A 14,968-nucleotide genomic window follows, 5' to 3' on the forward strand; every position below is an offset into this window, starting at 1 on the left:
TAATTTTTAGAAAGAATATTTAATAATAAATATTACTTAAACTTATGTTTTTTATAATATTTAAAATTTAAATCAGAATATTAAATTTTTAGTTATTAGATAACATTAAATATAATTTAATATTATAGATTAATTGTCAAATAATTAATTAAAATTAAGTGAGGTATAAAAATGGTATCTGTTAACGAATTCGCAATTTCAACTGCAAATGATATTCCGGGTTTTAAAATTGTTGAAACCAAAGGTTTCATATACGGTTTAACTGTTAGAAGCAGAGGTGCTGGTGGACAAATCGGTGCCGGTATTAAATCTCTTTTTGGTGGAGAAATCACACAATATGTAAAAATGATGGAAGAATCAAGAGAAGAAGCATTGTACAGAGCAATTCAACATGCAAAAGAATTAGGCGCAAATGGAATTGTAGCTATCAGATTCGACTCAAATGAAATATCTGAAGTAATGCAAGAAATCTTAGTTTACGGAACAGCCGTAGTTGTTCAAAAAGAATAGTGATATAATGTTTCTTGAGGATTTCGAATATAATGGAAAATCAATCCCGCAAAGTATTTTAGGTTACGGGCCTTTCATGGCGGAACTTTATTTCGGTCATAGATCTAGGATATATCTCGATGATTTATACAGCAATCCTCAAAACATTTCTGAAATTATTATAGAATCATATAACCAAGGCGTTAGAGCAATCAATCTGGTCAATGACGACAATCTGATTAAGGCATACGATATTGCGGTTTCTGAAGGTTGCGAGATGAAAGTGATTGCAACCATCGGCAAAAGTGATGTTGATTATCTGAATCCTAACTATGAAGTTGCAAAAGAGGCAGACTGGGATGAAGACATTGATCTGTTCAGTCAATATGACTGTCCTCTAATGCTTGTCGATGAGTTTATAACCGATGCATATGACTGGAGATTGACATCAAAGATTCTTAATAGAATTAATGATGCAGGGTCTCTTTCAGGCATTGTCACTGCATTTCCATCAAGAACATCAGATTTGCTTCCGGATAATCTGGATATGGACTTGTTTGATTTTTACATGATTCCTTATAACAGTCTTTCATACATGATGGATATTAACGCATTCAACGCCTCTCAAAGACAGGAATTCATTGATAAAATAGTCAGTTTAAATAAAAAAATAATAGCTACCAGAATCCTGGCGGCAGGTGTTTTAAAACCAAAAGAAGCATTTGCATTTTTTAAAAATGCCGATTTTGTTGATGCAATATGCATGGGCGTGGCCAGCGTTAATGAAGCCCGCGAAGACTTTTCACTTTTAAAGGAATATTAAAGTTTCACGATTTCATATTCTTCAAAGGGAACATGGCCTTCAGCTTCAAGAGACAGATTTAAATCCATTAATCCATTGATTAAATCAGTTATGTTTTTATTTGATGGCTTTTTGCCGGTTATTTGCAAGTATTGTCTTGGTGAAATTTCACATAATTCACATTCGAAATTACAGCATCTGTCTTTTTCTTCACAGCCGTATCCTTCCTGAGCCTCGTCAGTTCCGATTACGATATCATCTAAAATTCTTGAAACCCTTTCATCTGAGGCGAACATAGCAATTTTTTGGGTTTTACCACATATTCCAATAGCTTTTTGTCCTTTGAAGTTACAAACCCATTTAATAGGATAATTTTCCATACCAGTAATCTGTAAATTTTCCATATAACCACTTTAATTCTCTTTTCTTTCTCTAATCATTTTCAGCAATTCTTTTGAATTTTCAAATTCTTTCAGTTCCCAGGATTTTATTACGGGGATTGTACCGATTGATTCTTTGATTTTATCGTTGTTAATTATAAAAACAGGCTCGGATGTTGTTACCATTGACAAATCCTTCAATGGTATTGCCATTCTTTTCAAGGTTTTTTCAGTCCTGTTTTTCTCGACATTGGCCATTAAAGGAGAATCTTTTTCTGAAGTTCTCATTTTGGCAACAGCATCGAACGGACTTTTATTTGTAGATAGCACTCCATAACCTAATTTTGACAAGTCGCTAACGTCATCACTGTATTTAATCTCTTCGCTCTTATGTTGTTTCAACAAATCAATGTCTAATGTGACTTTAGTATTCAGGATTTCTTCTAAAATCATTGCGGTTTCCGTATTGGCACGTACAATTCCGTTTTCATATTTGTACATTGTAGCTCGGGATACATGTGCGAGACTTGCCAAATCTTTTAGGGACATTGAATATTCTTCACGGTATTGTTTTATGACATTACCGTCTATTTTAACAAAATATCCACCGCGATCTGCTAAAATTTCAGGGGATTCGCCATATACAATCATATTCCTTAAGGTTTCAAAAGTGATTGTTGGAATTTCATACCTCTCGTATATCACGCCTTCCTCTAAAAGTCCATTCCTTGATTTTTCCCCTATGATGATTGGTGAAGCAAGAAAAATATTGGCTAATTGCTTCATTTCATGAGCATTATGCTCATTTATACTATCTATATTCAAAAATGTTTTTAGAAGTAAAATCTGTAGGTCTTTCCTTGCCACTATATCAAATGAGCCCTGATCATAGATATCAGAGGTCTTAAAACCCTGTGATTTTAATAAGTTTTCAATATTATGTAGCATTTGGCTTCGAGTCAACATTTTTTTTACTCCTAATTAAACTATATATTCTTTTAACTTTAATATATTTTAGTAGGTGATTGTGATTAACTGTTTGCATATAGGAATTGACGATACTGACTCTCCAGATGGTATGTGTACAACTTATCTGGCCAGTCAAATCATTAATAAATTCGAAGATAATGGGATTGAACTTGTTGATTTTCCAAGACTGATAAGGTTAAATCCATTTGCCCGTTTCAAAACACGTGGAAATGGTGGTGTTAGTCTAAGAATTATCAATGACGATAAGGCGGATTTGGCTAAAAGAATTGTTTTGGATGAAGTTGAAAAGCTATCCATGTTCGATTGCGAAAATACCAACCCAGGAGTTGTCTTTTATGATGGTGAAATAACCCATGAAATGGAAGATTATGCATTCAGGGCAATTTATGAATTCATCACCATTGATGAGGCTGAGGAATTCACAAAATCCGTGGGCTGTCAAATCCATAAATTCAAAAAGGGAAGGGGAATTATCGGATCTATTGCAGCAATCAGTCTGCCGTTATCTGATTACACCTTTGAATTGCTCGCCTATAGAAATTCGGACAATTACGGCACCAAAAGAAAAATCGATTATGAATCCGTTTATAAAATGGATAAACAAACATTTCCCGATACTTTTGAAAATATTGATTATTCTGAAGATTACATTGCAATAGAACCTAAAACACCTTGTCCTGTGTTATATGGAATCAGATCCAATACCGTGGAGGCTTTAAAAGAGGCAATGGAAATTGTTAAAGTTTCAGAACCCATTGTCGATTGGTGCATTTTCAAGACAAACCAGCATACAGACATGCATATTCAGAAAGCAGAAAATATTTCTTCCATGAAGCAGTTCGGCTGTTACTGTGTAACCGGTGAGGTAAAAAATAAGCCTAAAATCATCGATGGCGGCCACATGTTCTTTTACATTTTTGATGAATCCGGTGAGATTGAATGCGGGGCGTATGAGCCAACAAAGAATTTCAGAAAAATAGTTTCCCATCTGCGTCCTGGAGATATTGTAAAAGTTTATGGTGGAATCGGTGAGCAAAACACATTCAATATTGAGAAGTTTCAAGTCATTGAATTAAATGATGTCGAGTATAAAAATCCAATTTGCGAATGTGGAAAAAGAATGACTTCCGCCGGCAAGAATAAAGGTTTCAAATGTAAGAAATGCGGAAGGAAAATAGAATCAAATGAAAAAGTTCCTGTCGTAATCGAGAGAAAATTAGAAAATTTGAAGTTTTATGAAACACCTGTTTCGGCAAGAAGACATTTGTCAAAACCGCTTTGCCGCATGGATTTGGAAAAAATTTGATGATGTAGTTAATTCTTTGGGCATATTAATTTAACATTATTTATCATGATTTTGCCATTTTTATTCTCTTTTTGTGAAAATTATTACTTATTTTTATTCTTATTTAGTGAATTTTTTAAAATTAAATACTATTAATTTATATAAGAGATTTGAGGAAAATATAAATTGTATTAATTAAATTTAATTATATTTCTAAAATTTCATAGGAGTTCGTTATTATTCCAAACAAGGGAAACGATGGCCATGTTGAGCATATTTATAGGGAAAAAACGGATAAACGTATTCTGAAGAAGAATCCCTGGAGAGATTACAGATTACATGTTACTGTGCTTATTTTGGTTATTATTGCAGAACTTATTGGAACAATTAAGATTCCTATTACTAAAGACGTGGCAATTACAATAATGCCATTAATTTATACTATTATTTTGGGTTTGGCATTTTATCTTATAAAGCCTATAAAATGGATTCAAAGAAAACAAGCCCGTATTGCTGAAGGGGCAATGATGCTTTTCATCGGTGTTCTAATTGCAAAACTGGCTGTTTCTAGCGGACAATCCATTGGATTAATTTTTGATATGGGTCCTGCATTGATTTTACAGGAAATAGGACACTTGGCAACAATTTTAGTACTCCCGATAGCATTGCTTTTAGGATTTAAAAAGGAATCAATCGGAATGACAAATTCTATTGGTCGTGAACCGAATGTTGCTGTTGTCGTTGATAGGTATGGATTCAATTCCCCCGAATCAAGAGGAGTATTCGCTATATTTATTATAGGTACTGTAATTGGTACAATCTTCATCAGTTTCCTTGTAACATTTTCACTATCATTCCTGCCGTTACATCCTTATGCGTTTGCTATGGCCAGCGGTGTAGGTAGTGCAAGTATGAATGCAGCGGCTATCGGACCAACTCTTGCGGCATTTCCTGGAATGGAAACTCAAATTGAAGCATTTGCAGGCTTCAGTAATCTGCTTTCCTTCTGTGTTGGAATTTACATTGTGATATTTATTGCCTTACCTTTAACAGAAAAAATATATGATTGGTTAGAACCTAAAATTGGAAGAGATCCCATAACAGCCAAAAAGGAGGATGAATAATGCCTGATTTACTTGAAGGGTCTGAAAATGTTTCTGTTCATGGAATCATGAATTGGATACTCTTATTGATAATCTTTTCAATCATTACCGTCATCGGAAATTATTTGGGCTATAAGCACCCGATTGCCGATTCTTTAGTTGGAATGGCAATTTTATCCATCATTACTCTTATTGGCGTTTGGCTGGAAAGAGAACTTCCATTTGATATATCTTCAATTTTATACATAAGTATAATCGGTATTGTATTGGCTTATCCCGGAATGCCTACATCAAAGTTTGTATTGTATTATGTTTCTCAAATTGAACTCCTGTCTATAGTAACAGTATTCTTGGCATATGTCGGTATCGGTATGGGTAAAAGCTGGGATGAATTTAAGGCTTTAGGTTGGAGAGCTATTGTTATAACAGTTTTAGTTATTGCTGCAACTTATTACGGAGCAGCTATCGTTGCACATATTGTATTGGTTTTAACAGGTGTTCCTGCAGTTTAAAATTATTTTCTCACATCATCTAATTGATTTTTTTCATAACTTAATAATTTTAATACTACTTTTCACATATATTATTGTAGGTGTTTTATGTTTTTACGAAATATTTCCAAATTTATATCAAACTATCGCTATGAACAGGCAACTGTAGAATCTTTAACCACTGTTAAAGCTGCTTTTTTAGACTTTTTTGGAGTAACATATAGAGGAATGGATGAAGAGGCACCTAATGTAGCTTTAAATACAGTTGATGAAATATTTTCAGGAAAATTTAATTCAAATCTACAGGCTTCCATCATCGGAAGGAAAATGAAAACAGACATGTTAAGCGCCGCATTTATAAATGGGGTTGCAGCCCATGTATTGGAATTGGACGATGGTCATAGGGGCGCACAAATTCATTTAGGCGCAGTGATATTTCCGACAGCCCTTGCAATCTCAGAGGCTTATGACTTAAGTGGAAAGGAATTCCTTGAAGGTGTTATTGTAGGTTATGAAGTTGGAATTCTTCTTGGCCAGATAGTAAATCCGGAGCATAGGAATAAAGGGTTCCATACCACAGGAACAATAGGGACTTTCATCGCAGGAGCCGTTGCTTCCAAATTACTGAAGCTCGATGAAAAGCAAACCTTGAATGCTTTAGGTCTATGTGGCACTCAGGCAGCGGGTCTTTTGGAATCAGACCATAGCGGATCTATGGGCAAAGTTTTACATGTTGGAAAGGCAGCATATAATGGAATTTTATCTGCACTATTAGCTAGAAACGGTTTTACTGGAAGCGGAACCATATTTGAAGGTAATGAAGGATTTTTAAAAGCGATGGTTCTTGAAAATACTGATTATGATATTGAAAATTTCTCATTAGAAAATGTTTTAAAAGACATTGGCAAAGTGAGGGTTCGCGATATTTACTTTAAGAAATATCCGTTCTGCAGACACCTTCACTCTTCAATAGATACAGCATTAAAACTTAAAGCAAGCATTGGAGATGAATATGATCATATTCAAAATATTGCCGTTAAAACATATTCAGTGGCTGCAGAACACAATAATTTTCACCCTAAAAATATAGAAGAGCTAAAACAAAGCCTGCCTTACGCTGTGGCCATCTCATTGGTAGTCGGCGAGGTCAGCGTTGATTCTATTAACCAGTTAATCGAGTATGGTCTTCTGGATAACTATTCAAGCGTTGATAAGGTAAACAGCATAAAGAATCTTGCAAATGGAATGATTATCCTTGCTGATGATAAGTTGAATGAATTGTATCCGGCCAAAAGACCATCAAATGTGGTCATTAAGCTAGATGAGAGCTTTAGAAATGGAATATTCCAAAATCTCACATTGCTGCCGAAAGGCGATTTTGAAAACCCGTTCGAATTGAGGGAACTAATCGACAAGTTCAAGAATCTCAATCCGCACTATGATGTGAAAAATCTCACAGTTTTGGATTCTCTTGAAGAGTATTCCATGAAATATGTCGTAAGTAAACTAAACGAGTAGATACTATGGAAAATACCAAAAAATTTCTTAAAAAAATCGGGATAAATGAAGTTTCAAAAGATTATGCATCAGCCAAATGTTTCAGTGATGGCGGGCAGTACCGTTTTGAAGTTCCGGGAATCCAATCCCCAAAAACAATGGAGGCTCTTTTGAACGAATCAGCTAAACAGGATATCTTTATCCATAGGGTTACTCAAACCAAGGGAATAATGCTTTTAACCGATGATGAAATCAAAGAAATGGTTGATTTAGCTATTGGATATGGATGTGAATTGTTCTTGGCTATCGGACCTAGAGCGACTTATGACACTTCCGCTAGCGTTCAAACTAAAGAAGGGGCTAGAATAGGGTATCGCCTTAGGGGATATGACAATCTGGTTTATGCAATAGAAGATGTGAAAAGAGCCTGCAGACTCGGAGTTCGTGGAATATTGCTTTATGATGAAGGGCTGCTTTGGGTATTAAATAAGATGAGGTCAGAAGGTGAAATCCCTAAAAACACTCATTTCAAGTTATCCGCTCATGCAGGCCATTCAAATCCGGCATCTGCAAAACTACTTGAAAGCCAGGGGCTCAATTCATTTAATCCAGTAAGGGATTTGCAGATTCCAATGATTGCCGCCATAAGGGATGCATGTGACATGTCAATTGATCTGCACACTGAAAACCCAAAGTCCACCGGAGGATTTATCAGACATTACGAAGTTCCTGAATTTATTAAAGTTGCATCTCCTGTTTATCTGAAGACTGGCGGATCTGTTGCTGCAAATCACAACTGGGATACAACTGAAAAAGAAGCCATTGCCCGTATAAAACAGGTTTCATTAGTAAAAAGGGTCATTGATGAATATTGCCCTGATGTAATTGCTTCTCCAAAACAATCTAGTGATTTATCAATTCCAGAGTGATTTTATGGATATATTAGAGGAAATTTCCAGAACCATTATAAATGCATCCACTTCTCTTTCTCAGGACAAACAAAAAGCATTGAAAAGAGCTATTGAAATTGAAGATAATGAAAATGCAAAATGGGCTTTAACACAGATTTTCGAAAATTATCAGGTAGCTCAAAACACCAGGTTCCCATTATGCGATGATACTGGAATACCTCACGTTATTATTGAAATTGGTCAAGACAGAGAAATTTCAGGCCAATTGTTAAATCAGATTCATGAAGGCATCGAATTAGGTTTGAATAACCTTCCTGCAAGACCCATGGCTGTAAAAGGTGATGAAATTGAAAGGATTGAACAAAGCCAAGGTTTGTATGACAAGCCGGGAATGCTTCACCCCGCATCCATCCTGATTGATAATGTCCGCGATGAATCTAGTTATAAAAGGGATATTTCATCCGATACTTTAAACATTCATTTTTTACTTGAAGGGGGAGGCCCTGAAATAAGGGCAAAAACCTATAGGGTTTACCACAAAAGGTCTTTTGAAAATGTCATCAATACCGCCTGCGATTGGCTTGAGGAATCTTTAAAGATGTTGGGATGTACTCCTTCAATTCCCTCAATCGGCATAGGCAGAACACATTTTGAAGCAACATCCCTTCTTCTAAAGTCAATAGCATATGGAAATTTGGATAATCAGAGTGAGTATGAACGATACATTACCGATAGATTAAATCAAAGCGGAATCGGACCACTTGGCCTTGGTGGAAAAACCACAGTTTTAGGGACTTATTTGAACATTGGAAATCAAAGGGCGAGTGGAGTCAGAATAGTTTCCGTCAGACCATCCTGTTTTGTTGAGCCAAGGGTTGCGACATTAAAATTGTAAAGTTTATATATAATTTTATATTATTTTTAATTAATTGAACAAAAAGGTATGAAAAATGCAAGAGAATAATTTTAGAGTTAACCCTCATTCTTTAAGAACAGCCATCACTCGTGTTGAAACGGATAAGGTTGTAACTAGGGGATATAATCAAAGAGACTTAATTGAAAAAATCAGATACAGTGACATGGTCTTTTTACTTTTAAAGGGAAGATTGCCTTCTATTGAAGAGGGAAGAATCTTTAATCATGTGCTTGTTTCATTTTGTGACCATGGTGTAACTCCACCTAGTACACAAACAGCGCGTCTTGTTGCATCTTCGGGTTCACCGATGAACTCTGCAGTTGCAGGGGCATTATTGTCATTTGGACATAAGCATGCAGGCGCCATTGAAAAAGCAATGGATTTGTATCAATCTAAAATTAGTTCATTGTACATAACTGAAGATTCGGATATTGATAATAAGCAGATTGCAAGTTTGGCTATTGACATTTATAATGAGTATATCGTGGGCGATAAAAAGATTCCAGGTTTTGGCCATAGATACCATAATGTTGATCCTCGTGCCGATAAATTAATGGAACTGGCTATTAAAGAAGGGTTTGTCGGCCCACATATTAAACTTGCATTGGCTGTTGAGGATTTGGCTTATGAAAAGAAACGGATTAGGCTTAATGTGGATGGTGCAAATGCAGCAATTCTATCAGATTTGGGATTCACTCCAGATTTGGGATTGGGAGTTTTCATAATCGGAAGAGTTCCGGGTATTATTGCACATATTCATGAAGAAAAAATGGATGAAGAGGAATTCAGAAGATTTTGCGATTTGGACGATATAATTTATCAAAGTGGTAGATAAAATGGAATTTATAGATGTGATCAGCGAAAGATACAGTGTAAGAGGATATTTGAATAAGGAAGTGGAGCCGGAAAAACTTGAATATGTTTTAAAAGCAGCCACATTAGCTCCGACAGGCGTTAATTTCCAGCCGTTTAAGGTTTATGTAATCGACACCAAAAAGCATAAGGAAGAGCTATCAGAAATTTATGGTGCCAACTGGTTTGTTGAAGCGCCTTACGTATTATGTGTTGTTGCACTAAGGGACAAGGCATGGACAAGACCATGGGACGGCAAAAACATTGCAGATATTGATGCGACAATTGTAATGGACCATATTATTTTAGCGGCAACTGATGTTGGTCTTGGAACATGTTACATTGGTGCATTCAAGAAATATAAGGCTCATAAATTCTTAAACTTGGATGAAAACGAAGAACCAGTTTTATTTACTCCATTAGGTTATGGAAATGCCGAACCTCGTGAAACTCCAAGAAAAGAATTGGATGAATTTGTTGTATATATGGATTAAAATGAAACTTTATTTACTTGAAGCAGATAATTCAAAGGATATGGAAAGGATATCTGATGAATTATCTCAAAAAAAATTCAAAATTATGGAAGAGGATGATGCATACATATTAATGAGAAAAAGAAGATATGGAAATCCCGTAATCCATGTCATTAGTTTAATCATTGCATTGGCTTTTTTCAGCCCGTTCATATTTGTAAATGTGGCTTATTTTACTTATTCATACCTTTGGGCATCTCCTCATGCATTAATCACAACAGAAAAGGTTGATGATGAGGGCAATCCTTTGGAATTTAGTGATATTGATGAAGTATTGAACAAGGCATATGCTATTCTATAATTTCATCTACACTATACTCTTCTATTTTTCTTATCAATAATGGCCTTTTTGCATTGACATATTCTGATTCTTCACCTATTTTAGCATCAATAAATACTTTATCCACTTCAGGTTCTGTAAATAATGATAAAATGTCACTAATGAACTCATCATAGTCTTTTTGAATGTTTTCATCGCTAAATCCTAAACGCGGAAGCTCATGTGTCCAAATGTCTTCACCTGGTGAGAATTTTTTGTCAACGATTTTGCCATTCTCAATCTCACTATCCAATGTCAGCGAAAAATTTTCATTTAATATTATCCAAACAGCTCTTTCCATATTAACTGATATGTATGAAATGGTATAAATATTATGAAATCAATATTAAAATTAGTGTTATTATGGCAAATATTAAAATGTTTAAATTATTAGGTGTAGTGTTGGCTTTAATGTTGATAGTTTGGGGATTAACACCAATATTCAGACATCAGGCTTTAACAAATGATGTCATAGCTACTTCAATTATATTAATTTTAATAGGTGTTGCTTATCTGATAATTTTATATAACCCTAGCTGGACCAAGGCAGTTTTCTTTTTTGAAGGTATTGTTATAGCGGTTGCAGGGTATATGTTATTGGATTTTCCATACAACCTAGAATTCGCAATTGTGGGTCTTATAATCATTGCAATAGCAATTCTTGCTTATTTACAGAAACTGCCACCTAATATATTGAAATGGTTTTACAGATAGTCTATTTTTCTTTTATTCTTTTTTTTATTAGTTTTTTCATTCTAAATTTTATCTTTTAAATACATTTTTTTATTTAAATTTAAATTTCAGCTATTTTTACAATAATAAATAGTAAAAGATATATATATTGCACAATAAAAATAAATACACCATGGTGATTAATTATGGCAGAGATATCAGACGCAATCGCAATGATAAAAAAAGCTGAAGCTGATGCTGAACAACTTATCATTGATTCAGAAGGTCAATCAAAAGATTTGATTGCTGAATCAAGATTAAAAGCCGAGGAAATTATTTCCGAAGCCAAGATTGCAGCAGAAGAAGAAGCTCAAAAAACTGTTTTTGATGCAGAAGATAAGGCTAAAAAAGAAGCGCAAACCATTGCAGAAAAGTCTAAAACTGAGGTTCAAACCTTAAAGGACAAAGCTATGGTAAATGTTGATGATGCTGCTTCTATTATTGTCAAAAATATATTGTAGTGTGAGTTTATATGTTCAAGACAGCTAGAATGCGTAAAATTAGAATTGTTACACTGGAAAAGTATGTAGCTCCTACAGTGGACGCTCTCCACGAATCCGGGCTCATACAAGTCAGTGATATTTCTGAAAGCATTCAGCAAGATCCTGAATTAGCGGAATTAGTAACTCCTTCAAAAGCTACTCCTTATACTGGTAAGTTATCTTCACTTCTCATGAAAACAAATGGTATATCTGAACTACTAGGAAATTCTTTATCTGAAGGCCATGGGTTAAAAGATACTTTAATGTCTTTTATTAGTCCAGACATGCCCGTACAAAAAGAAATTGAGAAAGTAGATACTCCAACATTCATTAAACAAGCTGAAGATACTTTAGCACAAGTTGAAAGTAAAACAAGTGTAATTGAAGAGAAGTTATCCGCACTCGACACTGAAACAAGTGAACTACAGTCTAATAAAAGTTTGGCTAATCGTTTATCTAATTTTGACATGGATTTAGCTCTTTTAAAAGATTCAAAGTACACTTCTACTACTGTTGGTAGGATTAACGCTGAATCTGCTTCAGAAATCAAAAATGAATTAAGTAACTTGACTGATGAATTAGAAGTATTTACTGTCCCTATGGATGATGATGACGGAGAAATCATTACTGTAGTGACTTTAAAAGAATTTAGTGATGATGTTTATTCAACACTTCGTAAATACGACTTTGAGAAAATTGAAGTAGGTGACGTTGAAGGTACTCCTCAACATATTATTTCAAAAGCTGATTCCAGATTATTAACCATTGAATCAGAACGTGACGCTGTTAAAAAAGATTTAAAAGCTGTGGCTGAACAATGGGACGATGAGATATTGGCTCTCAAAGAACAATTAGAAAATGAAAAAGAAAAGAACGAAATCCTTTCTTCCTTTGTTCAAACTAATGATGCTTATGTACTTGAAGCATGGGTGCCTGTTAAAGATACCGAAAAAGTTGAGCAAATTGTTGAAAAAAGTTCTGACGGACATTGTGCCTTTGAAACAATTGAAGTTGAAGGTACTGATGATGAAAATGTTCCTATTCTACAACAAAATGGATGGTATGCAAAACCTTTCGAATACCTCGTCGATATGTACGCCCCAGTGCGTTACAATGCGATTGATCCAACTATATTCGTTGCAATCACTTTCCCATTCTTCTTCGGATTCTGTTTAACCGATGCAGTTTATGGTTTAGTTGTAGCGGCAATTGGTGTAGTATTATTGAAAGGTCTTGGTAAAGTCAAAGAATCCATGCATTCATTTGGTTGGATTTTGATTTGGTCCGGTCTATGGGCCGTTATACTGGGTCTGATAACCAATGGATTTATTGGGGACTTCCCAGAAAGAATAGCTGGTTTCCGTTTACCAACCGTATTTGCTCCAGTTGAAGCATTTAAACATCCTGAAACCATTTTGATAATAGCTATTGCTGTTGGTTTAATATATGTAAATATCGGATTTATTTTAGGTGCTATTAACAACTTAAGATACGGAAGGACTAAAGAAGCTTTAGGATCTCAAATTTGTTGGTTTGTATTTGAAGCAGGATTAGTTTTCCTTGTTTTAGGATTTATGATGCCTGCAATCGGCATGATTGGTATGGCATTAGGTGCAGTTTTAATAATTGCGGCTATTGGAATATTAATTTGGGCTAATGGTGCATTTGGATTGATGGATATCTTCGGATTCTTAGGAGATGTTTTATCCTTTGCTCGTCTTTTAGCATTATGTTTAGCTACAGGCGGTATCGCAATGACCGTAAACATCTTAGCGCAAATGCTTGATCAAATGGTTCCATTTGCAGGAATTGTACTTGCAGTTATCGTATTCGTATTTGGTCATATTGCAAACTTCGCTTTCCAAGTATTAGGTGCATTTATTAACGCTTTACGTCTTAACTATGTAGAGTTCTTTGCACAATTCTTTGAAGAAGGTAAAGGTAAATTCGATGCTTTCAAAGCAAAAAGAACATTTACAAAAATTAAATAAATTAAAAATTTTTCATTTATATCTTAAATTAAATTAAAAAAATCAATATTATTTCAAAGGTGATAAAATATGGCAGAAATTGCTTTAGGTACTGCTTTAGCAGCTATTGGTGCTGGAGTAGCAATTGGTTTTGCTGGATTAGGTTCCGGTTTAGGGCAAGGTATGGCAGCTGCTGGTTCCGTAGGTGCAGTTGCAGAAGACAATGACATGTTTGCAAGAGGTATTATTTTCTCTGCATTACCAGAAACTCAGGCTATTTATGGGTTCTTGGTTGCAATCTTATTATTAGTATTCTCAGGATTATTAGGTGGAGGACAAGGATTACCTACTGAAGCAGGTATTGTAGCTATTGGTGTAGGTGCATCCATTGGTTTCGCTGGTTTAGGTTCCGGTATGGGACAAGGTATGGCAGCAGCATCCTCTGTTGGCGCTATTGTAGAAGACAATGATATGTTTGCTCGTGGTATTATTTTCTCTGCATTACCAGAGACACAAGCTATTTACGGTTTCTTGATTGCTATTTTACTTATGGTATTCGGTGGAATCTTAGGTTAAGGAGGCAATTTATATGAGCTCAGGCACAGATAAAATTGTTTCAAGCATTATGTCTGAAGCCCAAGGGAAAGCTGATGTAATCATTCAAGATGCTAATGCGGAAATTTCAGCAATTCAAGCAAAAGCTGAAAAAACTGCTGAAGTAGAAGCTGCAAAAATTAAAGATAACGGTAAAAAACAATCTGAGATGAGATATCAGCAAATTATCTCTGAAGCTAAGATGAATGCTCGTAGAGCAAAATTAGACGCTAAAGAAGATGTTATCGAAGCGGCTTTTAGTCAAGCTACTGGTGAGCTAAAACAAAAAGCTGCTGAAGGTAATGAAGATTATAAAGATTCATTAAGTAAAATGATTAAAGAAGCTGCTGATGAAATTGGCGGTAATGATTTAATTATTCAATTAAATGAAGCTGACACAAACAAATTGAAAGAAGAAATATCTTCAGACAATACTTTTGAATTAGATGGTGTCAAATTCAAATTAGGTGAACCTATCAAGACTATTGGTGGAGCTATCTTAAAAACAAGTAATGGAGATATTGAAGTAAATAACACTATTGAAGCAAGATTAGAAAGATATAAAAGTATCTTACGTAGTGAAGTTGCTAACGTTTTATTTAAATAAATTAGGAGGATAAAT

Annotated in this window: 19 protein-coding genes; 16 read left to right on the forward strand and 3 right to left on the reverse strand. The window is 34.8% G+C overall.

The window, feature by feature from the left end; translation table 11 throughout:
- Positions 1 to 171: 171 nt before the first annotated feature.
- Both TL18_RS02590 and TL18_RS02595 read left to right on the forward strand, forming a co-directional pair.
- Positions 172 to 510 carry a heavy metal-binding domain-containing protein gene (locus TL18_RS02590; protein WP_067040963.1) on the forward strand — a complete coding sequence of 113 codons (339 nt, stop codon included), beginning with the start codon at positions 172 to 174 and terminating at the stop codon, positions 508 to 510.
- 7 nt (positions 511 to 517) lie between these two features.
- Positions 518 to 1,312: a hypothetical protein gene (locus TL18_RS02595; protein WP_231483641.1), complete on the forward strand. Its 795-nt coding sequence runs from the start codon at positions 518 to 520 to the stop codon at positions 1,310 to 1,312.
- On the opposite strand, the gene TL18_RS02600 is transcribed toward TL18_RS02595, so the two are convergent.
- Both TL18_RS02600 and TL18_RS02605 read right to left on the reverse strand, forming a co-directional pair.
- Positions 1,309 to 1,695 carry a hypothetical protein gene (locus TL18_RS02600; RefSeq protein ID WP_067040965.1) on the reverse strand — a complete coding sequence of 129 codons (387 nt, stop codon included), beginning with the start codon at positions 1,693 to 1,695 and terminating at the stop codon, positions 1,309 to 1,311. The two genes, TL18_RS02595 and TL18_RS02600, sit on opposite strands and share 4 nt — an antisense overlap.
- Before the next feature lie 9 nt (positions 1,696 to 1,704).
- Positions 1,705 to 2,637, reverse strand: a complete 933-nt coding sequence (locus TL18_RS02605) for a transcriptional regulator (protein WP_067040968.1) — start codon at positions 2,635 to 2,637, stop codon at positions 1,705 to 1,707.
- Between the two features lie 55 nt (positions 2,638 to 2,692).
- Between TL18_RS02605 and TL18_RS02610 the strand changes: the two genes are divergently transcribed.
- From TL18_RS02610 to TL18_RS02650, 9 genes are all read left to right on the forward strand, one after another.
- Positions 2,693 to 3,967 (forward strand): tRNA(Ile)(2)-agmatinylcytidine synthase, encoded by a 1,275-nt coding sequence (locus TL18_RS02610; RefSeq protein WP_067040970.1) that lies wholly within the window; start codon positions 2,693 to 2,695, stop codon positions 3,965 to 3,967.
- Positions 3,968 to 4,182: 215 nt separating this feature from the next.
- Positions 4,183 to 5,070, forward strand: coding sequence for a DUF3100 domain-containing protein (locus TL18_RS02615; protein ID WP_067040972.1), 888 nt, complete (start codon positions 4,183 to 4,185; stop codon positions 5,068 to 5,070).
- Positions 5,070 to 5,561, forward strand: a complete 492-nt coding sequence (locus TL18_RS02620) for a hypothetical protein (protein WP_067040976.1) — start codon at positions 5,070 to 5,072, stop codon at positions 5,559 to 5,561. The genes TL18_RS02615 and TL18_RS02620 overlap by 1 nt, the downstream gene beginning before the upstream one ends.
- Before the next feature lie 87 nt (positions 5,562 to 5,648).
- Positions 5,649 to 7,058, forward strand: coding sequence for an MmgE/PrpD family protein (locus tag TL18_RS02625; RefSeq protein ID WP_067040979.1), 1,410 nt, complete (start codon positions 5,649 to 5,651; stop codon positions 7,056 to 7,058).
- Between the two features lie 5 nt (positions 7,059 to 7,063).
- Positions 7,064 to 7,966, forward strand: a complete 903-nt coding sequence (locus TL18_RS02630; protein WP_067040984.1) for a peptidase — start codon at positions 7,064 to 7,066, stop codon at positions 7,964 to 7,966.
- A 4-nt stretch (positions 7,967 to 7,970) separates the two neighbouring features.
- Positions 7,971 to 8,843 carry a fumarate hydratase gene (locus TL18_RS02635; protein ID WP_067040987.1) on the forward strand — a complete coding sequence of 291 codons (873 nt, stop codon included), beginning with the start codon at positions 7,971 to 7,973 and terminating at the stop codon, positions 8,841 to 8,843.
- Positions 8,844 to 8,898: 55 nt separating this feature from the next.
- Positions 8,899 to 9,699 carry a citryl-CoA lyase gene (locus TL18_RS02640; protein ID WP_067040990.1) on the forward strand — a complete coding sequence of 267 codons (801 nt, stop codon included), beginning with the start codon at positions 8,899 to 8,901 and terminating at the stop codon, positions 9,697 to 9,699.
- Between the two features lies 1 nt (position 9,700).
- Positions 9,701 to 10,210, forward strand: coding sequence for a nitroreductase family protein (locus TL18_RS02645; RefSeq protein ID WP_067040992.1), 510 nt, complete (start codon positions 9,701 to 9,703; stop codon positions 10,208 to 10,210).
- 1 nt (position 10,211) lies between these two features.
- Positions 10,212 to 10,550: a hypothetical protein gene (locus TL18_RS02650; protein WP_067045352.1), complete on the forward strand. Its 339-nt coding sequence runs from the start codon at positions 10,212 to 10,214 to the stop codon at positions 10,548 to 10,550.
- Here TL18_RS02650 and TL18_RS02655 read toward each other — a convergent pair.
- Positions 10,540 to 10,869, reverse strand: a complete 330-nt coding sequence (locus TL18_RS02655; protein ID WP_067040996.1) for a hypothetical protein — start codon at positions 10,867 to 10,869, stop codon at positions 10,540 to 10,542. The genes TL18_RS02650 and TL18_RS02655 overlap by 11 nt on opposite strands.
- A gap of 110 nt (positions 10,870 to 10,979) precedes the next feature.
- On the opposite strand from TL18_RS02655, the gene TL18_RS02660 reads away from it, so the two are divergent.
- From TL18_RS02660 to TL18_RS02680, 5 genes are all read left to right on the forward strand, one after another.
- A complete protein-coding gene (locus TL18_RS02660; RefSeq protein WP_231483645.1) occupies positions 10,980 to 11,282 on the forward strand; it encodes a hypothetical protein in 303 nt (100 codons plus the stop codon).
- 164 nt (positions 11,283 to 11,446) lie between these two features.
- Positions 11,447 to 11,761, forward strand: coding sequence for an ATP synthase archaeal subunit H (gene ahaH, locus TL18_RS02665; RefSeq protein WP_067040999.1), 315 nt, complete (start codon positions 11,447 to 11,449; stop codon positions 11,759 to 11,761).
- A gap of 11 nt (positions 11,762 to 11,772) precedes the next feature.
- Positions 11,773 to 13,773 carry a V-type ATP synthase subunit I gene (locus TL18_RS02670; protein WP_067041002.1) on the forward strand — a complete coding sequence of 667 codons (2,001 nt, stop codon included), beginning with the start codon at positions 11,773 to 11,775 and terminating at the stop codon, positions 13,771 to 13,773.
- A gap of 69 nt (positions 13,774 to 13,842) precedes the next feature.
- Positions 13,843 to 14,328 (forward strand): ATP synthase subunit K, encoded by a 486-nt coding sequence (locus TL18_RS02675; protein ID WP_067041004.1) that lies wholly within the window; start codon positions 13,843 to 13,845, stop codon positions 14,326 to 14,328.
- A gap of 13 nt (positions 14,329 to 14,341) precedes the next feature.
- The gene (locus TL18_RS02680) at positions 14,342 to 14,953 is read left to right on the forward strand and encodes a V-type ATP synthase subunit E (RefSeq protein WP_067041007.1); all 612 of its coding nucleotides are present in this window, start codon (positions 14,342 to 14,344) and stop codon (positions 14,951 to 14,953) included.
- Positions 14,954 to 14,968 lie beyond the last annotated feature (15 nt).

The organism is Methanobrevibacter sp. YE315 (genome assembly GCF_001548675.1).
Taxonomy (GTDB): Archaea; Methanobacteriota; Methanobacteria; order Methanobacteriales; family Methanobacteriaceae; genus Methanocatella.